This window comes from Paenarthrobacter nitroguajacolicus (assembly GCF_007786235.1).
GTDB lineage: Bacteria > Actinomycetota > Actinomycetes > Actinomycetales > Micrococcaceae > Arthrobacter > Arthrobacter nitroguajacolicus_A.
In genome coordinates, this window is record NZ_VNFK01000007.1 from 91,074 (window position 1) to 114,270 (window position 23,197).

19 protein-coding genes are annotated in these 23,197 nt (G+C 62.4%); 7 read left to right on the forward strand and 12 right to left on the reverse strand.

Translation table 11 applies throughout. The features are described 5' to 3' along the window. Positions 1-17 precede the first annotated feature (17 nt). On the forward strand, positions 18-2,153 hold the full coding sequence (locus FQP90_RS11255; RefSeq protein WP_144650201.1) for an amylo-alpha-1,6-glucosidase: 2,136 nt from the start codon (positions 18-20) through the stop codon (positions 2,151-2,153). A gap of 4 nt (positions 2,154-2,157) precedes the next feature. Here the strand turns inward: FQP90_RS11255 and FQP90_RS11260 are convergent, their stop codons facing one another. The 8 genes from FQP90_RS11260 to FQP90_RS11295 all read right to left on the reverse strand — a co-directional run bounded on the left by FQP90_RS11260 (position 2,158) and on the right by FQP90_RS11295 (position 11,023). Continuing rightward, positions 2,158-2,688: a GNAT family N-acetyltransferase gene (locus FQP90_RS11260; protein ID WP_144650203.1), complete on the reverse strand. Its 531-nt coding sequence runs from the start codon at positions 2,686-2,688 to the stop codon at positions 2,158-2,160. Between the two features lie 80 nt (positions 2,689-2,768). Further along, the gene (locus tag FQP90_RS11265) at positions 2,769-4,295 is read right to left on the reverse strand and encodes a glycoside hydrolase family 32 protein (protein WP_144650205.1); all 1,527 of its coding nucleotides are present in this window, start codon (positions 4,293-4,295) and stop codon (positions 2,769-2,771) included. After that, positions 4,288-5,241 (reverse strand): carbohydrate kinase family protein, encoded by a 954-nt coding sequence (locus FQP90_RS11270; RefSeq protein WP_144650208.1) that lies wholly within the window; start codon positions 5,239-5,241, stop codon positions 4,288-4,290. The genes FQP90_RS11265 and FQP90_RS11270 overlap by 8 nt, the downstream gene beginning before the upstream one ends. 47 nt (positions 5,242-5,288) lie before the next feature. Continuing rightward, on the reverse strand, positions 5,289-6,377 hold the full coding sequence (locus tag FQP90_RS11275) for a LacI family DNA-binding transcriptional regulator (protein ID WP_144650210.1): 1,089 nt from the start codon (positions 6,375-6,377) through the stop codon (positions 5,289-5,291). A 71-nt stretch (positions 6,378-6,448) separates the two neighbouring features. Further along, positions 6,449-7,834 carry a NosD domain-containing protein gene (locus FQP90_RS11280; RefSeq protein WP_144650212.1) on the reverse strand — a complete coding sequence of 462 codons (1,386 nt, stop codon included), beginning with the start codon at positions 7,832-7,834 and terminating at the stop codon, positions 6,449-6,451. Between the two features lie 11 nt (positions 7,835-7,845). Next, positions 7,846-8,775, reverse strand: a complete 930-nt coding sequence (locus FQP90_RS11285) for a carbohydrate ABC transporter permease (RefSeq protein WP_244296707.1) — start codon at positions 8,773-8,775, stop codon at positions 7,846-7,848. Beyond that, positions 8,775-9,662: a carbohydrate ABC transporter permease gene (locus FQP90_RS11290; RefSeq protein ID WP_144650214.1), complete on the reverse strand. Its 888-nt coding sequence runs from the start codon at positions 9,660-9,662 to the stop codon at positions 8,775-8,777. Before FQP90_RS11290 ends, FQP90_RS11285 begins: the two co-directional genes overlap by 1 nt. A 74-nt stretch (positions 9,663-9,736) precedes the next feature. Next, the gene (locus FQP90_RS11295; RefSeq protein ID WP_144650216.1) at positions 9,737-11,023 is read right to left on the reverse strand and encodes an ABC transporter substrate-binding protein; all 1,287 of its coding nucleotides are present in this window, start codon (positions 11,021-11,023) and stop codon (positions 9,737-9,739) included. Positions 11,024-11,375: 352 nt separating this feature from the next. Here FQP90_RS11295 and FQP90_RS11300 point away from each other — a divergent pair, with 352 nt between their 5' ends. After that, complete coding sequence (locus FQP90_RS11300; protein WP_144650218.1) at positions 11,376-12,728, forward strand: NosD domain-containing protein; 1,353 nt, start codon at positions 11,376-11,378, stop codon at positions 12,726-12,728. A 133-nt stretch (positions 12,729-12,861) separates the two neighbouring features. On the opposite strand, the gene FQP90_RS11305 is transcribed toward FQP90_RS11300, so the two are convergent. From FQP90_RS11305 to FQP90_RS11320, 4 genes are read right to left on the reverse strand one after another with little or no spacing between them, the layout of a single operon-like run. Next, positions 12,862-13,254, reverse strand: coding sequence for a universal stress protein (locus tag FQP90_RS11305; protein ID WP_144650220.1), 393 nt, complete (start codon positions 13,252-13,254; stop codon positions 12,862-12,864). Between the two features lie 41 nt (positions 13,255-13,295). Further along, the gene (locus FQP90_RS11310) at positions 13,296-14,834 is read right to left on the reverse strand and encodes a tripartite tricarboxylate transporter permease (RefSeq protein ID WP_144650222.1); all 1,539 of its coding nucleotides are present in this window, start codon (positions 14,832-14,834) and stop codon (positions 13,296-13,298) included. Continuing rightward, complete coding sequence (locus tag FQP90_RS11315; RefSeq protein WP_144650224.1) at positions 14,834-15,337, reverse strand: tripartite tricarboxylate transporter TctB family protein; 504 nt, start codon at positions 15,335-15,337, stop codon at positions 14,834-14,836. Before FQP90_RS11315 ends, FQP90_RS11310 begins: the two co-directional genes overlap by 1 nt. Next, positions 15,334-16,338, reverse strand: coding sequence for a Bug family tripartite tricarboxylate transporter substrate binding protein (locus FQP90_RS11320; protein ID WP_144650226.1), 1,005 nt, complete (start codon positions 16,336-16,338; stop codon positions 15,334-15,336). The genes FQP90_RS11315 and FQP90_RS11320 overlap by 4 nt, the downstream gene beginning before the upstream one ends. A gap of 278 nt (positions 16,339-16,616) precedes the next feature. Between FQP90_RS11320 and FQP90_RS11325 the strand changes: the two genes are divergently transcribed. The 5 genes from FQP90_RS11325 to FQP90_RS11345 all read left to right on the forward strand — a co-directional run bounded on the left by FQP90_RS11325 (position 16,617) and on the right by FQP90_RS11345 (position 23,191). Then, on the forward strand, positions 16,617-18,215 hold the full coding sequence (locus tag FQP90_RS11325) for a sensor histidine kinase (protein ID WP_144650404.1): 1,599 nt from the start codon (positions 16,617-16,619) through the stop codon (positions 18,213-18,215). Then, on the forward strand, positions 18,212-18,880 hold the full coding sequence (locus tag FQP90_RS11330) for a response regulator (RefSeq protein WP_144650228.1): 669 nt from the start codon (positions 18,212-18,214) through the stop codon (positions 18,878-18,880). Before FQP90_RS11325 ends, FQP90_RS11330 begins: the two co-directional genes overlap by 4 nt. 365 nt (positions 18,881-19,245) lie before the next feature. Beyond that, a complete protein-coding gene (locus tag FQP90_RS11335; protein ID WP_144650230.1) occupies positions 19,246-20,316 on the forward strand; it encodes a LacI family DNA-binding transcriptional regulator in 1,071 nt (356 codons plus the stop codon). A 78-nt stretch (positions 20,317-20,394) separates the two neighbouring features. Then, positions 20,395-22,068 (forward strand): ABC transporter substrate-binding protein, encoded by a 1,674-nt coding sequence (locus tag FQP90_RS11340; protein ID WP_144650232.1) that lies wholly within the window; start codon positions 20,395-20,397, stop codon positions 22,066-22,068. Positions 22,069-22,213: 145 nt separating this feature from the next. Beyond that, positions 22,214-23,191 carry an ABC transporter permease gene (locus FQP90_RS11345; protein ID WP_144650234.1) on the forward strand — a complete coding sequence of 326 codons (978 nt, stop codon included), beginning with the start codon at positions 22,214-22,216 and terminating at the stop codon, positions 23,189-23,191. The last annotated feature ends 6 nt before the right edge of the window (positions 23,192-23,197 follow it).

A 23,197-nucleotide genomic window follows, 5' to 3' on the forward strand; every position in this document is an offset into this window, starting at 1 on the left:
AGAAGGATTCCTGGGCCATGACAGCTTGGAACGAAGACACCGAAGCCGGAGCGTCAGAGCTCGGTGCCGTCACCGTCGTCGAAGGTTCATCCTTCTGTATCTCCTCGCATTCCGGTGACATCCACGGGGGTGGTTCCCAAGGCGCCTACTATCAGGACACCAGGATCGTGTCGCGGTGGATCCTGCGGGTCAACGGGGCGCTCAGGGAACCGCTGGTAGCCCGAAACCCTACCGCCTTCCAAGCCGAATACGTGGGCCGGGCGTGCTCCGCCGATGGCAGGTTCGACAGTCCGCTGGTGGTCCAGCATCAACGGCACGTCGGTGCCGGTGTCCGGGATGACATCACCATCAGGAACTACTCGGGACAGGAAGCATCCTGCGAGATTGAACTGCTGATCGACGCCGATTTGGCCGACCTCTTCGACGTCAAAGGGGGCCGCACCAACAAAGCCGGGACACCCACCAGGAAGGCCCATAAGAAAGACCTGCACATCGATTCCCTCCACTCCAGCGGTCAACGCAGGGGAGTATCCTTCCGGGCCTCCGGCGCCAAGGTGTCCGAGGACGGGTTGCGGTTCCACATCACCATCCCTGCCCGCAGTCAATGGTCCACCAGCATCATCGCCCTCCCACTGGTCAACGGAAAGGGCCCCAACGATCCCTTCACCGAAACCACCCCGCTGCACCACACCCCGGGCGTCCGCCGACACGTCGCCTGGGAAGAGCACGTACCCCGGATTGCCGTCACCGATGCCAACGTGGAGGAGGTCCTGGAGCGAAGCCAACGTGACCTGGGCTCGCTGCGGATCTTCGACCCCGCGCACCCGGGACGCGCCGCTGTGGCCGCCGGTGCTCCCTGGTTCATGGCCTTGTTCGGACGCGACTCGCTCCTGGCCTCCTACATGTCGCTCATGGTGGATCCCAACCTGGCAGCCGGAACTTTGCAAACATTGGCAGGGCTGCAAGGTACCAAAGTGGACTTAGACTCCGAGGAAGAGCCTGGACGCATGCCCCACGAGGTACGGCTCGGCGTCACGGCCGGACTGGCCCTCGGCGGGACCGCCTACTACGGAACCGCCGATGCAACCCCGTTGTTTGTGTCCACGCTGGGCGAGCTCAGCAGGTGGGGGCTGGGAGCGGACATCATCGACTCGCTCCTGCCGCATGCCGACCTGGCCATCGAATGGATGGAACAGTACGGAGACCGCGACGGCGACGGCTTCATCGAATACCAGCGGCCCAACCAGCACGGACTGGTGAACCAGGGCTGGAAGGACTCCTGGGACGGCATCAACTTCGCCGACGGCCGGATGGCCGAGACGCCTATTGCCCTCTGCGAAGTGCAGGCCTACGCGTACGCGGCTTACGTGGGCCGTTCGCTGTTGGCCAGGGCGGCGGGTGATACCGCCGTCGAACGCCGTTGTGCAGACCGCGCCGAAGCCCTGAAAGTTGCCTTCAACAAGGCCTTTTGGCTTCCGGACCAGGGCTACTTCGCGCTGGCGCTGGACAAGGACAAGAAACCCGTGGACTCGTGCACGTCCAACATGGGGCACTGCCTGTGGGTGGGCATCGTGGACGAGGACAAAGCGCCACTCGTGGCGGAGCGGCTCATGTCCCCGGAAATGTTCACCGGGTGGGGCATCCGGACCCTCGGCTCCAACATGGGTGCCTACAACCCCGTCAGCTACCACAACGGTTCGGTGTGGCCCCACGACACCGCGCTGGTTGCCACCGGACTCATGCGGTACGGCTTCGTAAAGGAGGCCAGCCGGGTTGCGAGCGGACTGTTCGACGCCGCCGAGTACTTCGGCGGTCAGCTTCCGGAGTTGTTTTGCGGCTTTGACCGTTCAGACTTCTCGGAGCCGGTTCCGTATCCGACGGCGTGTTCCCCACAAGCGTGGGCGGCTGCCGCGCCGGTACAACTCGCCCGGATCCTGCTCCGTTTCGATCCCGACTTCACCCGGAAGGTGCTGCACCTGGCACCGATCTTGCCGGACGCCTACGGGTCGTTCCGCGCGGACAACGTGTTGCTGGGGCGCTCGCGGATCACGGTGGAAGCTTCCGGTTCGTCCGGTACAGTGACCGGGCTGCCGGCAGGGCTTGAACTGCGCTCCGATCCACGGCCCCCGCTGACCGGGGACCTGTTCGGGTAGTTCCCTAGAGCTCGTTTTCCATGACGAAGTCGTGTTCCACCGTGTCGCCCAGTGTGAACGTCTTGGTGCCCACCCGCTGGAATCCACTCTTCTCGTAGAAGCGGATGGCTTTCGCATTCTCGCTGTTGACGCCGAGCCAAACGCCGGCAGCCCCTTTGTCTGCTGCATGGGCCAGCGAAGCCTGCATGAGCCGGGATGCTGCCCCTTGGCCGTGGTGCTCGGGGTGGACGTAGCACTTGCTGAGCTCGGTGGAGGGCAGTGCCGAGAGCACGGACGCCACGTCAGGGTCGCTGGCCGGCTTGGCAACCAGGAGGGTGTACCCGTTGAGCCGCCCATCGTCGTCGATAACCAGGACGGTGATGTTCGCATCGGCGAGATACTCCTCGAAGTTGGCTTCGCTGAGGGTCTTCTCGATATGGGCCTGAATGTCCGCCGGTGAGGCGCCCGGCGGGCAGGCCAGCGGGAAGGTGACGGCCGCAAGCTCAGCAAGCTTCCCGGCGTCGTGCGTTGTTGCTGTGCGGATGGTCTCGGCCATGGTGTCCCCTCGGAGGTTTGGTTCAGCTATTGCCCCTTGGAACGAATCTTAAGGGCATTAGCTGGACGTGAACTCCCAGGTTAAGACAGGGCTGTGACGCTCAGTCTCCGCACCATCGCCGTGCCGCCTTCCACAGTGAGACCGATGGCCACGTTTCCGGGTGTGGGGAAGACCAGATCGGTAATTGTCACCTTGCCGCCTTGGGCAAACACCTCCACGGAGCCGTGGTCAACGACCACCTGCAGCTTGAGCACGCCGTCCTCAAGAGTCACTGGTGTCGACTCTGCGGACGCGAACTTCGCATGGAAAGAGGTGTTGCCAGACCTTCGGCGATCCAGCGTGAGCTGGTTCGTGACGGTGTCGAAGCTGAGAACCGTTGCGGCGCCCCCGTCCGGAGCGCCCAGGAGCGTCAAGGCAACTGTCCGGGCCGTGCCGGGCAGGATGTCAGCCTCGATCAGCTGCACTGAGCCGTGCTCCGCGTCCGGCAGGGCCACGGTGGAATCGTGGACCTCCAGGTCCGCAACGGTAAGCAGCGACCGCCCTGAATCCGTTGGGAGGACCGGCCGCTGGATCAAGCGGGGACGTCCGTTGACGGTGGCCAGTCCAACCTCGCGGGCAAGCGACATGCTGGAGCGCCACGGGGAGGTCGGCAGCGAATTGGCGTAATCCCAGTTGCTCATCCAGGCGATCATGACGCGGCGGCTGCCCGGTACGTTGCTGAAGGAAACCGCTGCATAGTAATCGCGGCCCCAATCCAGCCAAAGGCAATCCCGGAGATTCGCATTCCCGTCCTCAACCATCGAATCAGCGTCCGCAGTGAACCGCACGCCATCGAAATGGCCTACGAAGTACTGCCCGCCCGAACCACCCGCCACGGCACCGGGGTTGATGTTGACCACCATCACCCACCTGACGTCGTCGGGGTTACCGTCGACGGGAAGCGGGAACAGGTCAGGACATTCCCATTCGCCGCCCGTGGCATTGGCCGGGCCGAAAGTGCTCAAGTACTCCCAGTCCTTGAGATCGGCAGAGCGGTACAGGACAACCTCCTGGTGCTGGGCCTCGACCGCCACCATCACCCAGTAGGAACCTGCCGGACCCTCGAAGCGAAACACCTTGGGATCCCTGAAGTGGGCCGAGCCCCGGCCCAGGACCGGATTCCCCGCATACTTATGCCAGGTCATGCCGGCGTCAGTTGAGAACGCCAAAGACTGCGCCTGGGTTCCTTGGTGCTCCGTGCCTTCCTTGAAAGCACTCGTGTAGATGGCCACCAACGCCGGATTCCCCGGAGTGCCGAAACCAGCGGTGTTCCCGGCGTCCACCACAACGCTGCCGGAGAAGATGTCCTCTTGGTCATCGCAGGCAATGGCCACCGGGTGTTCGGTCCAGTGGAGCAGGTCCTCCGAGGTGGCGTGACCCCAGGACATGTTGCCCCAGACGTTGTCGAACGGGTTGTTTTGGTAGAAGAGATGGTAGAGGCCTTGGTAGAAAACCAGGCCGTTGGGGTCGTTCAGCCAGGTGCTGTGGGCCGTGTAGTGCAACAGCGGGCGGATGGTGGGGGCGGTGTCCTCGCCGGGACCGGCCGGGCGGATTGTTGTATCAGTCATTCGGGTTCTCCCGGGAAGCGTGTGCCAATTCCAGCGATTCGGCCAGTTCGGCACGGGTGGGCGGGTTTGCTCCATGCCGTCCCACCGTGATGGCAGCCGCGAGCGATGCGACGGTGCCCAGGCGGGTGAGTTTGGCGGCGTCGAACTCACCGTCACCTTCCTCCAGCAGGCCAGCGATCAGGGCTGCCATGTAGGAATCGCCCGCGCCGACCGTATCTTTGACGTCCACCGCGCGCGCCGGCACGTGGACTTCGGCGCTCTTGGACCACAGCAAGGAACCTGCGCCGCCGTCGGTGATGATTGCGGCTTCCGCGCCAAGGTCAAGCAGGCGGCGTCCGACGGCGGGCAGCGACCAGCCGGGGTAAAGCCACAAGGCGTCTTCCGAGCTGAGTTTCACCACCGTGGCCAGGGCTGCTGTTTCTTCGAACGTTTGCAGAGCTTCGTCGTGGCGGGGGAGCAGCGTCGGACGGATGTTGGGGTCGTATGTGATCTGGCAGCGGCCGGAGAACAGTTCCAGCAAAGCGCGCACCTGCGTTGCCCCGGGGTCGAGGAAGGTCGCCAGCGAGCCTGTGTGCAAAACCTTCGGCAGGAAGGTCGGACTGATCTGTGGGAGGTCCCAGTGGAAATCGAATTCATATTCCGCGGAACCGTTGCTGTCCAGGACAGCCGTGGCAGTGGAGGTCTTGGGGAGGGATTCGGCGCCCGGGAGCAACCGCACTCCGGCTTTAGCCAGGTGTGACTGGATGCTTCGGCTGCGTTCGTCCTTGCCCAATGCCGTGAGGAAGGCGGTGCCTACCTCCAGCTGGCCGAGACCGAAAGCGACGTTCAGTCCTGATCCGCCGGGAAATTCGACGGCCCCGGCTGCGGTGTCGATGATATCGATGAGGGCCTCGCCCACGACGACGACGTCCGTTTCCGGGCAGGAGGGGACTGGGCGGCTGTGCATTATTGTCCTTTTGGTCTGGTGGCGAACGGTGTCGGACGCCAGTGAAGTCAGGTGGTGGTGCGTGCGGAAAGATCTGTGCCACGGCTGTGGCTGTTGGAGGGTGGTGCGGCAACGGATTCCCGAAGCACCATGGGGCAGGGGAGGATGGTGGGCTGCGCAGTGAACTGCTGCAGGTCCGTCTTGCCCTCGATGGCGTCGATCAGGTTCTTTGTTGCCCAGGCACCCATTTCATAGTGCGGAAGAGCCACTGTTGTGAGGGCAGGGTAGAGGTTTTCGGCGATGAGCTGTTGGTTGTCGAAACCTACGATGGAGATGTCCTCGGGTATCCGCAGCCCAAGTTTCGCCGCCGCCCTGTAGGCACCCATGGCCATGCGGTCGTTGTAGCAGAAGATGGCCGTGGGACGGTTGGGGGATTTCAGTACCCGCAGTGCAGCTTGGTAGCCGCCGGGTACCTCGGAAATTTCCGAGTGGACCAACTCTTCATGGAACGTCAGCCCGGCGTCGGCCAGCGTGTCCTGGAATGCCTTGAGCCGTGAGTGTGTTGCGGGTACGTCGTCGGTGTTGTTGATCATTCCAATGCGCGTGTGGCCGGCGTCGATCAGCGTTTGCACCGCGAGCCGTGCGCCCCCGGCTTCGTCGGGGATGACCGAGGAGACCGAGTTGCTGATGTCCTCGGAGTCCACAAGGACTGCCGGAACACCCGACAGGTTCCTGGGGACGGACAGCTTCCGGTGGTACATGGTGGCGTACAGGATGCCGTCCACCTGGCGGTCCAACAGATCTGCAACGTCGCTTTCGCGCGAGTCCTGGGAACCGGTGCTGGTGGAGTTGATGATCATGATGTTGTACCCCCGGGCCCTTGCTGTTTCCTCGGCTCCAAGGATGATCCGGCCTGCATGCGGGGTGGTGGCGATTTCCTCGCTGATGAACCCGATCATGCCGGAACGTTGGGTGCGCAAGGCCTGGGCCAGGCGGTTTGGTCCGTAGCCCAGACGCTGGGCCACCTCGTGGACCCGTTCCCTGGTTTCGGTGCCTACGCGGGCATAAGCAACGTCATTGAGGACATGGGAGACGGTGGTGACAGAGACACCGGCAGCGGCGGCCACGTCTTTGATACCTACAGGTCTTTTGGTCATTGCTTGTCCCACGTCCTCATGGTTTTGATGTTGTGTTGCTGATCCTACGTTCGCGTACCCGTCCCAGTAGGCTATCGAGGAATTTCCACGGTCTGGCCTGATCGGACGGCTCCTTCCGGCTCGAAGCTGATGGTCGGGGTTGCCCTCACCGCGTTGGCCCTCCTGTCTGCGATTACTTGGGCGTCATTTCCGGAGTCCAGGATCGTGTTCCGGGCAGAGCCGGACTCAACAAGGACCGTTGTCACGGCCAGGCCGTCCGAAGCCCCGGTGGTCAACAACGCATCCACTTGGGCAGCGAAGCACGAGTCGCTTGATTCTGCGCGAACGTCGAGGGCCACCACGTGGTTGTTGGACACGAAGTTGCCTGCTCCCTCCACCAAGCGCACGATGACAGGGGCCGCCCCTGTCGGCCGGACGCCCCTGGCGTCCAGGACCTCGGAGAAGTGGTTGCCGATCACGGAGTTGTTGTTGCCGCTGACACGGAGGAGCCCGAAGAGGTCGTTGCGCCCGTTGTCGACTCCCAGGAAGGGGGTCCACGGTTCGTGGTCCCGCAGGAAATGGTTGGTGGCCACAAGGTTCTCCGAACTGTTCCCGGCAAGGATCACCATCCCCGGGTAGAACGAGTGCAAGCGGTTGTTGGAAACGCTTGAACGCGTTACCCCGTCGAAATGGATGCTGCTTGCCCCGCGGGGAAAGATGTTGTTGGCAGTAATCAGAAGGCCGCCGTGGTTCTCGGCATAGATCGAATGCCCCTTGAAGCCGGCCCCGATCAGGTTGTCGGTGATCTTTGACGCCTGCCCCCAGCCACGGAGTTCGATGCAGCTCCCGCATTCGGCAATGAAGTTGTCGTGAATGGAGAGAGCGTCCGCTTTGTGGATGGTGAGCGCGTTCTCGAGGTAGATGAATCCCATCCCATTGATGCGGAAGGAATCATTGGCGCTCGCCACGTAGATTCCGGTCTTGCCGTTGACATAGCTGTTCTCCGCGGGCAGCTCTGAACCGTCCGGGATGAAGTGCAGTCCGTCGATGCAGAAGTTGGAGAACTCCACCGAGCTGATCCGCGGGCTCCCTTCCCGCTCGATGAGGAAAGCGGCGCCCGTGGAGTCGCCGGCTGCGCCGGGGGGAAGATCGACAATCACCCGGCTCCCGCCGGGCCACAATTCGTGCAGGCCGGCCCATTCGTCCTTGGGCACGTTGAAACGGATGCTTGAGGACGTGAAGCCGTGGCCCGAGCCTTGGATCCTGAGGAAGCTGATGTCGATCAGCACCTGGGTGCGAAGGTGATAGTCCCCGGGCGGAAGGTAGATCACCGCCCCCGGCTTGCCGCCGTCGTTCTCATCCGTGGCCGTCTGGCGGTCCTTGATGTCCGCGATGATGCTGTTGATGACTTCACCGATGTCCTCGGACGGGTTGCCGACCGGCCAGGTGGTGACGTCGTAGTAGTTGCTGTGTGACATGGATTCCTCTCTTAGCCTTTGACCGCACCGAGCGTCATGCCGGCCACGATCTTGCGCTGCAGCAACAGTGTCAGCAGGATGACCGGGATCGAGTACACGGCGGCAAGGGCCGTCATGGATCCCCAATCCAGGCCGAACTGGGTCTGGAAGTTCGCAATCACCACGGGGGTGGTCTGCGAACGGATGGCCGTCATGAGAAGCGCGAACAGGAACTCGTTCCAGGAAGCCAGGAAGGCAAAGATCGCTGTGACCGCGATGCCGCCTGATACCACCGGGATCACCACCCGCCACAGGGCGCCCAGCCTGCTGCAGCCGTCCACGGTTGCGGCCTCTTCAAGGTCCCGGGGGACGGATTCGAAGAAGCTGCACATCAGCCAAATGGAGAGCGGCAGCGAGATGGTGGTGTGGGCAATGGAGAGGGCGATCGGGGTATCGGACAAGCCCACGGAGGCCATCATCGACGCCAGCGGAATGCCGATGGCCACCGGTGGAACCATGCGGGTCACCAGTGCAGCCATGATGAATACCTGGCCGCTGGGGGTCTTGTAGCGGGTAATGCCGTAGGCGGCCGGAACGGCCAGAACCAGCGATAGCAGGGTGCTGATGACGGCGGTCTGGATGCTGTTGATGAAGGATGCCAACACCCCGCTCCGGCCCAAGGCGTTGGTGTAGTTCTCCAGCGTCCATTCCCTGGGAAGGATGGTCGGTGGGACGGCGATGGTGTCGATCGGCGTCTTGAAGGACGTGAACAGCAGGTACAGGAACGGGAAACCGTAGAGGACCATGGCCACTGCCAGCAGGATCCACAGGATGGTCCGGGTGCTGCGCCGGCCGGCTTCGAGGCCTTCACGGTTGGCCCCGCGCCGCTGGCGCAGCGGCTGCGCTTCAGGGAAGTCCGACGACGGCAGGCTGGCTGTGGTGGTGACGCTTGTGGTGCTCATCAGTTGTCCTTTCCTGGCCGCCAGATGGTGGTTACTGCAACAAAGGCAATGGCGAGCATTGCCAGAAGGTAGATCGTGCCCATGGCACTGGCCAGGCCGGGGTCGCCGAAGCGGATCATGGTGCGGTAGATCAACAGGCTCATGGTTTCGGAGGCTGACTGCGGTCCGCCGTTGGTCTGGATGAGGATGGTGTCAAAGGCCCTGGCTGCATCGATTCCGCGGACCACCAGTGCAACGGCGATCACTGGGCGAAGCAGGGGAAGGATGATCCGGAACAGGAGTGCCGGAGCCCGTGCACCATCCAGGCGGGCGGCCTCAATCAGATCGCCGGGGATGTTCTGGAGGCCTGCGAAGAGCACCAAGCACATGAAGGACGTGGTGAGCCAGATGTCCGGGATGGCTACCGAGAACAGCACGATGTTGGGGTCGGACAACCAGCCGATCTGGTTGGGGTCCGAAAGGATCCCTGCCTGGTGGAGGAGCGTTCCGATCAGGCCGAAGTTGTCGATCATCAGGAACTTCCACAGCAGGCCCGCCACGATCGGGGCGATCATCAACGGGTAGAGGAAGACGGTCCGCCAAATCTGGGATTTCTTGCCCAATGTGGTGAACAGCAGTGCCATGCCCAGGCCGAGCGCGAATTCGAGGGTCACCACCACCAAGGTGTAGGCGAACGTACGCCATCCGGCGCTGGTGAAGGCCTCGGAGGTGAAGGCGGTGACGTAGTTTTGGAACCCCACAAAATCGCGGGGCCCGCCGGCGATGGGGGAGATCTTGAAGAAGCTGTCTGCCACCAGGCGGAAGAGGGGGTAGGCCACGAATACGGCCAGGAACAGTGCCGCGGGCGTCATCAGATAGAGAGCGAAGCGGCGATCGGAGATACGCACGGTATTTCTTTTCTGCTGGTTGGGACCGTGGCCGGCACTGTCATTCAGTTACTAACGGTGCCGGCCACGGAGTTCTACTTCAGGAGGTCCTGGATCTGCTTCTTGGCATCGGCCAAGAGGGCGGAGGTGTCGCCACCGGCCACGGCCTTCTGCAGCAACGGGATCAGGACGGTATCAACGATCTGCTGCCACTTGGCGGTGGCGGGCCGGGTGGCCGTGGCCTGGCCGTTGAGGGTCTCGATCAGCGGCTTGAAGCTCTCGTAACCGGGCTGGTCCTGGTACTTCTGGAAGGCGCTGATCCGGGAGGCCAAACCGAGCTTGGATTCGATTCCCTTGTCGTTGTAGTCATAGGCGCACTTGACGAACTTCTTGGCAGCGTCCGTGTTCTTGGTTGCCTTGGGAACGGACAGGTACCACGGGCCCGGAACGCCTGCGACGCCGGCGCTGCCGCCAATCATTGCTGCGGCTCCCACCTTTCCTGCCACCGGAGCATCGGCGGGAATCTGGCGGTAGGCGTGGGCCCAGAAGCGGGTCATGGCGGTCTTGCCCTGGTTGAACAGGTTCTGTGCTGCTGCCCAGTCAACCTGTGCTGCACCACTTGGGGCGTCTTTGGCCAGGCTTACGTAGAAGTCCAGGGCTTCCTTGTGGGCGGCGTTGTCGATGACCACGTTGTTGTCCTTGTCCAGGACCATCGGAGAGCCGGCCTGGAGGACGTGGGCCAGCCATTCGGTTTCCACGGCGCCCTTGACGTCCGTGCCGTACATTCCATCCTTGGTGAAGAACTCGGAAACGTCCTGGTACTGCTTCCACGTCTTGGGGGCGGCGAGCTCGTAACCGTACTTGGCTTGGAAGTCAGCCTTGTTCTTGGCGTCCTCAAACAGGTCCTTGCGGTACAGGATGATCTCGGCATTGGTCCAGGCCGGCATGCCGATGAAGTGGCCATCCACGTTGGCTTCCTTGACGAGGGCCGGGAAGATGTCCTTCTTGACGTCGTCCGTGAAGAGTTCGTCCATGGGCTGCACGGCGTCCTTGAAGCTGGGAAGCCATACGGAGTCGAGTGCGGCGACATCGAAGGAGACGTTGCCGGAGGAGAACTCGCTGGAGAGGCGGTTGAACATGCCGTCGTAGGGGAGTTCGACGAAGTTCACGTCGATGCCGGCGTCCTTCTTGCACTGCTCGGCTACGCCTGTCAGTTCGGCGTGGCCGCCGGCTTCAACCAGGACGTTGATGGAGCTGGAGCCGCCCGAACCGCCTGAGGATGGTGCGGGACCGCCGGCGCCACAACCGGTGGCAACGAGTGCGACGGCGGTGCACAGCCCGCCGAGGGTGACGAGCTTGGAGATGGTGTTTCGAGTGGACATCGCTGTCGACTCACTTTCTCTTGAACGGAAATTGCAGAGAGATGGGGATGACACGTCTTTGGCTTGAAAAATCGTTTTGCCAAAACGACTTGGCAACACTCTAGGTCTGGAAGTTGGAGAGTGTCAAGGGTCACTTGCGGTGCGCGGTCTTGCCAAAATTACTCCCCGGATTTTGTCGTTGACAGTGTTGTTCGGCGCCACTTACTGTTTGTTCCAGCTCCCGATAAAACGATTTGGCATTTTGGCATGGAAGCCACGCTCACTAAGCCATTGCCCGGACGCGGGAGTCCGGGCCAATGGGGCGGGGCCAATCAAGCAAGACCCAATGAACAAGGACTGGCAGGAGACCCCTATGGAAATTGACGAGACGCTTGACGTGAAAAACACCAGTCGTCGGATGCTCGTCGGCGCTGGAGCCGTGGGCACGCTGGCGGCCGCGCTAAGTCTGGGAATGTCCCCGAAAGCTGAAGCTGCGCAGGATGCGAAAGCCGGCAACTTCAACTCGCCGAACACCTATGACGTCACAGCTTGGCGGATCAAGGGCCAGCCCCAGGTCACAGCTGAGTCGGATATCGGCGCCGTCATCAACGACATCATTGCCGATATCAAAAAGCGCCAAACGACGCCGGACACCAGGCCGGGAGCCGTGGTGATCATTCCCCCAGGGGACTACGACCTTCGCACCCAGGTGGTGGTGGACGTGGATTACCTCACCATCGCGGGCTTCGGCCATGGCTTCTTCTCCCGCAGCATTAAGGACAACGTGGACCCTGCGGGATGGTTGAACCTCCAGCCGGGCGGCAGCCACATCCGGGTCCTGACGCCGACTTCCGCACAACAGGCATTCCTCGTGCGTCGGGGCGGCAGTCCGCGCCTGTCCGGAATCGTGTTTAGAGACTTCTGCCTGGACGGGGTCAATTTCATCCCGGACGGGAACAGCTACAGGAACGGGAAAACGGGCATTGAGGTCGCATCCGACAATGACTCCATCCATATCACCGGGATGGGGTTTGTCTACCTTGAGCATGCCCTGATAGTTCGCGGCGCAGATGCCCTCCGGATCCACGACAACATGATCGCCGAGTGCGGAAACTGCGTCGAACTAACTGGTGCCGGGCAGGCAACGATCGTCAGCGACAACCTGATGGGTGCAGGCCCCGAGGGTGTGACGCTTCTGGCCGAAAACCACGAGGGCCTGCTTGTCACGGGGAACAACTTCTTCCCGCGAGGACGAAGCCTCATCGAGTTCAATGGCTGTAACCGCTGCTCCGTATCGTCGAACCGGTTTCAGGGCTTCTATCCTGGCATGATGCGCCTGCTGAATGGATGCAAGGAAAACCTCATCACGTCCAATCACTTCCGCAGGGGCACCGAGGGGTTCCCCCCGTTTATCAATCGCACAAACGGTCTGGACGACCTCTACGGCGTCCTCCATACGCTGGGAGACAACAACCTCATTTCAAACAACCTCTTCGCCTATGACGTCCCACCGAACAAGGTTGTCCCCGCAGGCGCCCAGCCAACCATCATCCTGATCGCGGGAGGGGATGGCAATGTCATAGCCACCAACCACGTGGTCAGCAACGTTGCCACCCAGCACGTGGTTCTTGACGGATCCACCACCCATTCAAAGGTGCTCGACAGCGGATCCGCAACCACCATTACGTCCTACAGCCCGGACACGGCAATCCGGCCCACACCCTAAGGCCCGGAAAGGAAGGCGCGGCTTTAAGTACGACGGCGGCTGGTCACCAAGGGCGACCAGCCGCCGTCGTGCGTTTTTGTACAGCTAATGCCCCTAAGAACGCACCTTGAGGGCATTGGCTGTACGAAAACTCCTAGTCCGCCTTGACCGCAAGGACCGGGCAGTCCGCTTCCAGGAGGATGCGCTGGGAAACGCTGCCCATGATGAGCTTGCCTACCGGGCTGCGGCGGCGGAGGCCGATGACGATGAGCTGGGCATCGTTCTCGTCGGCGGCGTCCAGGACTTCCGCGGCCGCGTCATGGCCGCGGACCGGCTGCTTGATGATGTGCTGGATGCCCTGATCGGCAAGGCGTTCCTCGATGCTTTGGATGTCCGGTTCCTGGGCGTAGCGGTTGTCCACCAGGGCGTCGCCCTTGGAGGAATTGATGACCAGGAGGGTGTCGTTGCTCTTCTTGGCCTCGGCGATGGCCTGCGTCAGCGCCGCTTCGCCTTCTGGTGTGGGGACGTATCCCACCACGATGGTCATGGTTTCTCCTTGTTGTGCTGAAAATGCCTGGGTGGGAGTGGTCAGTCGCTGTAGTCGGCAGCTCCTGAATTGGCCGGGAGCAGCGGCTTCTTCGCTGGACGATTGCGCCGGATGAGCTTGAAGATCAGCGGCCAGGCCAGAATGAGCGCCACGATGATGTAGACCACGATCGCGATTGGCTCACTGAAGAGGCCCGCGGGGTCGCCGGCGCTCAGCTGCAGGGTCTTGCGGAGCTGGCCTTCAATGCGCGGTCCCAGAATGACTCCGAGGATCAACGGCAGGACGGGCAGCCCGAAGCGCCGCATCATGAAGCCGAGTGCGCCCAGCACCAGCAGGATCACCAGATCAAAAGCCTGCAGGTTGACGGAGTACGCGCCCAGGGTGGCGAAGAACAGGATGCCCGCGTACAGGTACGGGCGGGGGAGCTGCAGCAGCTTGGCCCAGACCGGTGCCAGTGGAAGATTGATCAGCAGGAGCAGGAAGTTGCCGATGAAGAGGCTGGCGATCAATGCCCACACCAGGGGACCCTGGCTTGAGAACAACTGGGGGCCCGGCTGGATGCCGTAGGACGTGAAGGCAGCGAGCATGACGGCGGCGGTGGCGTTGGTGGGCAGGCCCAGGGCAAGCATCGGGGTCAGCGTCCCCGCAGCCGCAGCGTTGTTGGCCGCTTCGGGTCCGGCGACACCCTCGATGGCTCCCTTGCCGAATTCCTCAGGGTGCTTGGTCAGGCGCTTCTCGGTGACGTAGGAAAGGAACGTTGGGATCTCGGCACCGCCGGCGGGCAGGGCTCCGAACGGGAAGCCGAATGCCGTACCACGGAGCCACGGCTTCCAGGAACGGGACCAGTCCTTCTTGCCCATCCACGGACGGCCTACCGGAATGACATGGAGCGGTGTGCGGCGCAGGTGGGCAGCAACCCAGAGGGCTTCACCGACGGCGAAGATCGCGACGGCGACCACCACGATGTCCAGGCCGTCCACCAGCAAAGGCTGGCCGAACGTCAGGCGGCGTTGGCCGGTAACGGAGTCGATACCCACCAGCCCGATCGCCAGGCCCAAAGCCAGAGAGGCAAAGCCGCGGAGCCTGGACGAACCAAGCACCGCAGTGACGGCCAGCAAAGCGAGGATCATGATCGCAAAGTAGCTCGGAGCGCCAAGGCTGACGGCGAACTGCACCACGATGGGTGCGAAGACGGCGAGCAACGCGGTGCCGATGGTGCCGGCGATGAAGGAACCAATGGCGGCGGTGGCCAGGGCTTGTGCCGCCCTGCCCGCTTTGGCCATCTTGTTGCCTTCGATGGCCGTCACCACCGACGACGATTCACCCGGAGTGTTCAGGAGGATCGAGGTAGTGGAACCGCCGAACATGCCGCCGTAGTAGATACCGGCGAACATGATGAACGCACTGGTGGGTTCCAACGCGGCGGTGACTGGGAGCAGCAACGCTACGGTCATGGCCGGGCCAAGCCCGGGAAGGACGCCGACGGCGGTGCCCAGGAGCACGCCGATGACGGCGAACAGGAGGTTCATGGGGGTCAGGGCGGTGGCGAAACCGTCCATCAAAGAGGACCAGACGTCCATTAGAGGATTCCTTCCAGGAGCCCGGCCGGCAGTGCGATGCCCAGGCCGAGGTAGAAGCCGTAGAAGGTCAGCAGGGACAGGGCTATGGAGATCAGGCCGTCCCGGATGTAGCGGCGGCTGCCAAGAGCCAACACGCTGCCCCAGAACAGGATGGTTCCGGAGATGACCCAGCCGGCCCAGTCGATGAGCAGGACGTTCAGGATGAAAGCTCCGGCCAGTGGGAGGACTGTTTTCCAGTCGGCCGGGTGGGCCAGGTCAACGTCTTCGCCACCTTCGGCTTCGCCCTTGCCGCCGCGGAGGACGTTGATGGCGAGGAGGACGGCGCAGACAATCAGTAGTCCGGAAACAATGAACGGGACGGTCTTGGGACCCACCGGGTCCGACTGCGAGTACGGGGTGACCAGGCCGTTCGCGTCCAGGAAAACCAGGATGCCGACCACGCCGAGCAGGAGGGAGACCCCCAGCTCGGCGCGGCCTTTCAGGCCTGTGGCTAAGGAGCTCACGCCAACCCGAGCTTGCTCAGGACGTCCGCCACCCGCTTGTCCTGGTCAGTCAGGAACGTCTGGAATTCATCGCCGGTAACAAAGGCATCGGACCAGCTGTGGGTCTTGAGCGCTTCCTTCCAGCCAGCGGAGGCGTGCATCTTCTCAAGGGCGGCAATGAGGGACTTCTTGTCCTCGTCGCTGATGCCCGGAGGAGCCACGATGCCGCGCCAGTTGGTGAAGATCAGGTCAATGTTGGATTCCTTCAGCGTGGGTGCGTCCACGCCTTCAAGACGGTTCTCGCCACTGGTCGCCAGGACACGGATCTCGCCGGACTTGATCTGCTGCAAGTACTCACCGGCACCTGAAGCTGCGAAACCGAGCTTGTTGCCGAGGATGGCTGGGAGGAGGTCGCCACCGCCGTCGTAAGACACGAAGTTGACCTTGGTGGCGTCGATGCCGACAGCACCGGCCAACTGCATGGGCAGGAGGTGGTCCGGGCCGCCCGGCGAGGAGCCACCGCCAACCGAGATGGAACCCGGGTTGGCCTTCCACGCGGTCACCAGGTCGTCGATGGTTTTGTACGGGGAGTCCTTGCCGACCATGATGGCGCCCGGTTCCTCGATGAGCTTGGCCAACGGTGTGGTCTCAGTCAGCTTGGACTCGGACTTGTTGGTGTAGCTGGCTCCAACAACACCCAGGCCCATGAGCATGGTGAGGTCGCCGTTCCCCTTTTCATTGACGATGCGGGCCAGGCCAACAGTGCCACCGGCGCCCGCCAGGTTGAACACCTCGGTGTTGGTGGAGATCTTCTCGTCATCCAGGACCTTCGCGGCGGCACGTGCCGTGGTGTCGTAGCCACCACCGGGAGTGTTCGGCACCATGATCTGGAGTCCCGTGATGGGTCCTGCTGCGCCGGTGCTTTCAGAACCGGTGGACTTACCTGTGGCACCGCAGCCGGTGGCCATCAGGGCGATGCCAGCGGCGACGGCGGCGACTCGCAATGCGCGGATCTGGCGCATGGTGTTCCTCTTCTCATCATTGAAAATTCGGTGCAGGGCCCTCAGCGTTGTGCCCCGCTCACTTGATGCTAGGTGCGTACGTGACGGCTATCACTCTTGTGTTCGCAGTGATCTTTAAGTTCATTGCGTTCACGGGATTGGACCTCTGAGCTGGTCTTCCGTGCCGCTGGGGTATAGTTCCGATACGCCACGGGGGAAGCTGTTGCCCGCCCCCTCACTGGCACCATCAAAGGAACCCAGCAGTGACTCGACTGACTCGACTGCCTCAACGAAGAGGCATGTCCCTTGCAGGGCAGTACCTTGTGCTGCAGTTGCTGATCGTGTTGGCCGTTCTTGTAGCAGTCGTTGCCATCTCCCTGGCCCAATCAGCTGCCGCATTCGAGCGGACTGAGGGCCGCCGGGCGTTGTCCGCCGCAGAGGCACTGGGCAACAACCCGGCAGTACGGGCCTTGCTGCCGGAGGCGGAACCGCGGGTTGGCTCAGCGCTCCCGGCTGTTGCGGAATCTGTCCGTACCGTTTCAGGCTCATCCCATGTTGCCCTGGCAAAGCTCGACGGCACGGTGGTGGCTTCTTCCGATCCCAGCCTCCTGGGCCAGCCGCTGCCCTTGGGTGAAAGCAGGGTCATGGAAGGGCGTGCCTGGACCGGTGTCCTGTCCGGTAGCAGCGGTGCGGTGTTGTCCGCCCACGTCCCCGTTCTGGATGACAGCGGAACCATGATCGGCATAGCCTCCATCGGCCGCAATTATCCATCCACCATCGAGCGTCTTGGGGACGCCGTTCCCAACCTGCTCACCTACTTGGGCGTGGCCAGCGTCTTGGGTGTTGCAGGTTCATTCCTGCTGTCCCGGCGCGTCAAGCGGCAGACCCTCGGTATGGAGCCTCGGGAAATCACGGGCCTCGTGGAGAACCGCGAAGCAATGCTGCAGGGACTGAAGGAGGGCGTGGTGGCCCTGGATCCCCACGAGCGCATCACGGTGGCCAACCAGAGCGCCCGGCAACTCCTCGGGCTTCCACCGGATTGCGTAGGGAAGAAGCTGCGATCCCTGCACGTCGATCCGGCATTGAAGGTGGTCCTCACCCGCGAACAGTCAGACCCGGATCAACTGGTACTGGTGGGGGAGCGGCTGGTGGTCATGAACCGTGTTGCTCTCCGCTCGCACGGCCGCGACATCGGCTCCGTCACCACGCTGAGGGACCGGACAGAGCTCTCGTCCCTGGAGCGCGAACTCGGCGCTACCCGTACTGTCACCGATACCTTGAGGGCACAGGCACACGAGTTCGCCAACCAGCTCCACGTGATCTCCGGTCTCATCCAGATTGGCGAATACGACTCCGTAGTCCAGTTCGTCAACGGCGCCACCGTGGACAGGACGCGGCTCAACGACGACGTCACCAGCCGGATCGAGGACCCTGCGCTCGCAGCACTGCTGATTGCCAAAGCCAGCCTGGCTACCGAGCGTGGTGCGGAACTCAAACTGGACCCACAGTCCGCGCTGTCGCGCGTCAAGGATGAACTCTCCCGGGACGTCACCACCGTGGTGGGAAACCTGGTGGATAACGCGTTCGACGCCGTCACCGGACTTCCGGGGGCGTCGGTGCGGGTGCTGGTGGTCGACTCAAAGGACGGGGTCGCGGTCACCGTCCGGGACAACGGCCCGGGGGTGCCCTCCGGCTCCACGGAGGACATCTTCCGCCAGGGTTTCTCGACGAAGGAACCGGGTCAGGGCGATGCCAGGGGCTTCGGATTGGCGCTCTCGAGGGTGATTTGCCGACGATCCGGTGGAGACTTGACGGTGGCCAATGACAACGGTGCAGTCTTTACGGCACGATTCACCAAGCACGATGCAGATTCCACAAAGGGGGCAGCGAAGACATGATCAAGGTCCTGATTGTCGACGACGACTTCATGGTGGCCAAGGTCCACGCAGGTTTCATCCGGCGGACTCCCGGCTTCGAGGTGGTGGGTGTCGCCCACACCGGGGCGCAGGCATTGACGGAAGCACGGCGGCTGCAGCCGGATCTGGTGCTGCTGGATATACACCTCCCAGACATCAACGGCTTGGACCTCATGCACCAGCTGCGGGACGTCGCCCCGGACCTGGACGTGCTGGTGATCAGCGCCGCCCGGGAAGTGGAAACGGTCCGGAAAGCCCTGCGCGGCGGGATTGTGCACTACCTGATCAAGCCGTTCTCCCAGTCCGATTTACAGGAACGGCTGGAGCACTACCTCAGCGCCTACCAAGGGCTGGATGCTTCGAAACATGAGGCCGAACAGTCCGACGTCAACCGAGTTTTCGGGCTGAGTGGTTCCGAGCGGACCCTGCCCAAAGGCTGCAGCGTGGAGACCCTGGAACTGGTGGAGTCCGCATTGAAATCAGCGTCGGGTGATTTGTCAGCCGCTGAGCTTGCCGAACAACTCGGGACCTCCCGTGTCAGTGCCCGCCGCTACCTTGAGTACCTCCACGACGAAGGCGCCTTGGACGTTCGACTCAAGTACGGCGTCGGACGTCCTGAACGGCGATATGTGCTGAAGGGGCGGTGAGGTACCAGCGGCCCGGTTGCCAACGCAGGCCCATAACGCCTCACGGCGGGACCGACACTGTGATTGCTGGGCCTGGCTGGAGAGCAGAGAGCCCTTGACCAGATGTGCGCCGTTTGGCTCCAGTCGAGTGGCTCCACACCGAAACAGGGCCTGCCTCCAGCGAGTGGGCCCCAGTGCGCCCACGGATCGGATGATTCAACAACTCCCGCGCCGAACAGGGGTGTTGACAGATTCCAAGTAACGCGGGTAACCTGAGTCACATGTCCGGGAAGTAACGCGCGTTACCAACGTAGGGTTTCCACCCGGCCTTCCAAACAAGAAGGTTTGGCGCAGACCCAAATCAGTGAAGAACACCGGAGCATTCGATGGCGAAAAGCACCAACCCAGACACCCCCATGGCTGTAAAGCAGCGGGGAGTCACCATGAAGGATGTCGCCAAGCACGCCGGTGTTTCCCGCACAGCTGTTTCGTTTGTGCTCAGCAACCGGGAGAACGCGAGTATTTCCGAGGAAACCCGGACCCGGATCAACGACGCCGTGCAGGAATTGGGCTACCGCCCCAATGCCGGCGCCCGTGCGCTGGCATCCCGACGCAGTGATTGGTACGGGATCGTGACGGAGATCGTCACGGCTCCGTTCGCCGTCGACATCATCAAAGGAGCCCAGGACCAAGCCTGGCTTGACCGCCGGTTCCTGCTCATCGCGCCCTCCGACCAGGCCGATGCCGTGGGACCCAACGAGGGCCTGGAAGATGCTGCTACGGAGAAGCTGTTGGAACAACGGGTGGAAGGACTCCTCTACGCAGCCACCTTTCACCGGGGCGTTCACGTCCCCGAAAGTGCCAACGAAGTCCCCACTGTCCTGATCAACTGCTTCGACGCAGACGGGAAGCTGCCCTCGATCGTCCCTGATGAGCGTGGGGGAGGCCGGGTCGCCGTTGAACGTTTGCTCCAAGCCGGCCACACCCGGATCGGAGTCATCAACCTTGACCCAGTGATTCCCGCTGCGGTAGGGCGATTGGAGGGTGCCCGCGAAGCACTCGCCGCTGCCGGACTGGAGCTGGATCCGGAATTGGTGGTGTCCGGATATGCAACGGCTGACGGCGGCTACGACGCCGCGTGCCAGATACTGGATCGCTACCCACAAAAGGAGAGGCCAACGGCGCTGTTCTGCCTCAACGACCGTATGGCGATGGGCGCTTATGACGCCATTAAGGAACGGGGCCTGACCATCCCCGGAGACATCGCCGTGATCGGCTTCGACAACCAGGAACTCATTGCGGCCTATTTGCGGCCAAAATTGACCACGGTTGCGTTGCCCTTCGAAAAAATGGGCGCCCTGGGCGTCCAGACACTCGCAGCTCTTACAGCAGGACAGCCGATCCTTGCCGACCAGCAATTGGTCGACTGTCCGCTGCTAGAACGCTCTTCGGTCTGACCGCGAAATCAACCTCGAAGAGCAAACCCTTACCCACCCCTTCACCTTGCTGATGAAGACAGGAAAGAGATAACCATCATGACACAACCCCGATACTTCCGGGCTGCCCGGATGACGGCGGCAAGCCTTGCAGTGGGCGCAATGCTGCTCACCGGCTGCACGGCCAATGTCACCAAAACAAGCACCTCCGACGCCGGAGCGAACGCCAGCGCGTTCCTCACTATCCCGCGTGAGGACATGGGCACGTTCGTGCAGAACTTCAACCCGTTCGCTCCCACGGTGAACCCGATGGTTCAGCAGTCCATCTACGAATCCCTCCTGATCTTCAACCCGGCCAAGGGAGAAACGGTGCCGTGGCTGGCCACCGAGTGGAAAGCAGCCGAGGACGGCAAGTCGGTCACCTTCACCCTCCGTGATGGTGTGAAGTGGTCCGACGGGCAGCCTTTCGTGGCTGACGATGTTGCCTACACGTTCGAACTTCAGAAGAAGATCAAGGGTGGCTTCGAGTACCTGGACACCGTCACCGCCGAGGGAAATAAGGTCACGTTCAACTTCAACAAGCCATGGTCACCGGCACTATACGACGTCGGCCAACTCACCATCCTGCCTAAGCACATCTGGTCGGCTATGCCGGACCCGGAAAAAGATGCCAACGCCAAGCCGGTCGGTACCGGACCGTACACCGAAGTTGATACTTTCCAGGCCCAGTCCTTCGTGCTGAAGAAGAACCCCAACTACTGGCAGCCTGAGAAGCAGAAGATCGCCGGCATCAAGATGCTCGCTTTCGCAGGCAACGACGGTGCCAACCTCGCCGCAGCGAACGGGGACGTGGACTGGGCCCCGCAGTACATTCCGAACATCGAAAAGACCTTTGTCTCCAAAGACAAGGAACACCGGCAGTACTGGTTCCCGGCTACGGGTGCCATGATCAACTGGCAGCTCAACACCACCAAAGCGCCGTTCAACGATGTCGACGTCCGCAAAGCACTGAGCATGGCCGTGGACCGCGAGCAGGTCACAAAGATCGGCATGAGCGGTTACGCCAAGCCGGCCGACTGCACCGGGTTGTCCGGCAACTACGAGACCTGGAAAAACACCCAGGTCAAGGACAACTGCACGTGGACCAACCACGATGTCCAAAAGGCCAACGAGCTCCTGGACAAGGCGGGCTACCCCAAGGGAGCTGACGGCAAGCGCACGTTCAAGGACGGGAAGCCTTTCGAGTTCAAGATCTCCGTGGGCGCGACGTCCTCTGATTGGCTGTCCGTGGCAAACGTGATCGCACAGAATTTGGCCGAGGTGGGCGTTACTGCCAAGGTGGAGTCCCCTGACTGGGCTGCAGTGGTTGCCGGCTACGAGACCGGCGACTTCGACTCCGGGATCGTCTGGAGCGCCAACGATCCCAGCCCTTACAAGTACTTCAACACCTCCATGGGCACCTCCACGGTCAAGCCGGTAGGCACGAAGACATTCGATAACTACCACCGCTTCGGCGATGCGAAGGTCGATGCCCTGCTGGCTGACTTCGTTGCGGAGGCCAACGAGTCCAAGCAGAAGGACATCGCTAACAAGCTGCAGGAAGAGTACAACGACGTAGCACCGTTGGTGCCGCTGTTCTCCGGCCCTGAATGGGGCGCCTTCAATGACACCCGCTTCACCGGTTGGCCCACCGAGGGCAACCCTTACGCCACGCTCTCCGTCCGTTCACCTACGACGGTGCTGGTCCTGACCACGCTGGAACCGCGCAAGTAGTCCCACCCGCCACGAAGGTGTGCCTGGCTGGCCTCACAATGCACGCCCGGCGGCCCTCTGCCGCTGATCAGGCCACTCGCGTCTGACCCGGCAATACCGCCGGGCGTGCCCCCACATTTCCGCAATTCCCGAATGGAGGGAAACCGTGCGCTTCATCCTGCGCCGCCTGGGTTTCTACCTGATCGCCTTCTGGGCATCCATCACCCTGAATTTCCTGCTCCCGCGATTCATGCCGGGCGACCCCGTGTCCCGCATGTTTGCCCGCTCCCAGGACCGAATGCAACCTGAACAGATCGAGGCCCTGCGCAAGCTGCTGGGTGTTGATGATCGGCCCATTTGGGAGCAATACATCGACTACATGCACAACATCTTCACCGGGCAGATGGGCGTGTCCATCTCCCGGTTCCCCACCCCGGTCACCGAAGTCATCTCGTCCCAAATCGGCTGGACACTCCTGCTGGGCGGAACCGCACTGGTGATCGCCGCCGTCGTGGGTAACCTGCTGGGCATCCTGGCCGCTTGGCGGCGCGGGGGAGCCATCGACTCCGCGCTTCCGCCCGTGCTGGTGTTCATTGGCTCGTTCCCGTACTTCTGGCTTGCGATGGGTGCGCTGTACCTGTTCGGCGTAGTGCTGGGTTGGTTCCCGATCCGCCATGCCTTCACCGACGGTTTGGAGCCGGCGTTCACCTGGGAGTTCATCGGCGACGTCGGTGCCCACCTTGTGCTGCCGGCGCTGACGATCGTTCTGGTGTCCATCGGCGGCTGGATGCTCGGCATGCGCAACACCATGATCGCCACGAATTCCGAGGACTACATCACCATGGCCGAAGCCAAGGGACTCCGCCCGGGCCGCATCATGCTCCGCTACGCAGCACGCAACGCCATGCTCCCGTCGGTGACGAGTTTTGGCATGGGACTGGGATTCGTGGTGGGTGGCGCGCTGCTTACGGAGGTGGTGTTTGCGTACCCCGGCGTCGGCTACCAGCTCCTCAACGCCGTCCAGGGACTGGACTACCCGCTGATGCAGGGCCTGTTCCTGACCATCACCGCTGCTGTTCTGCTGGCCAACTTCCTGGTGGACATCCTGTACGTCCGCCTCGACCCGCGCGTGCGCAGCAACTAGAGGACT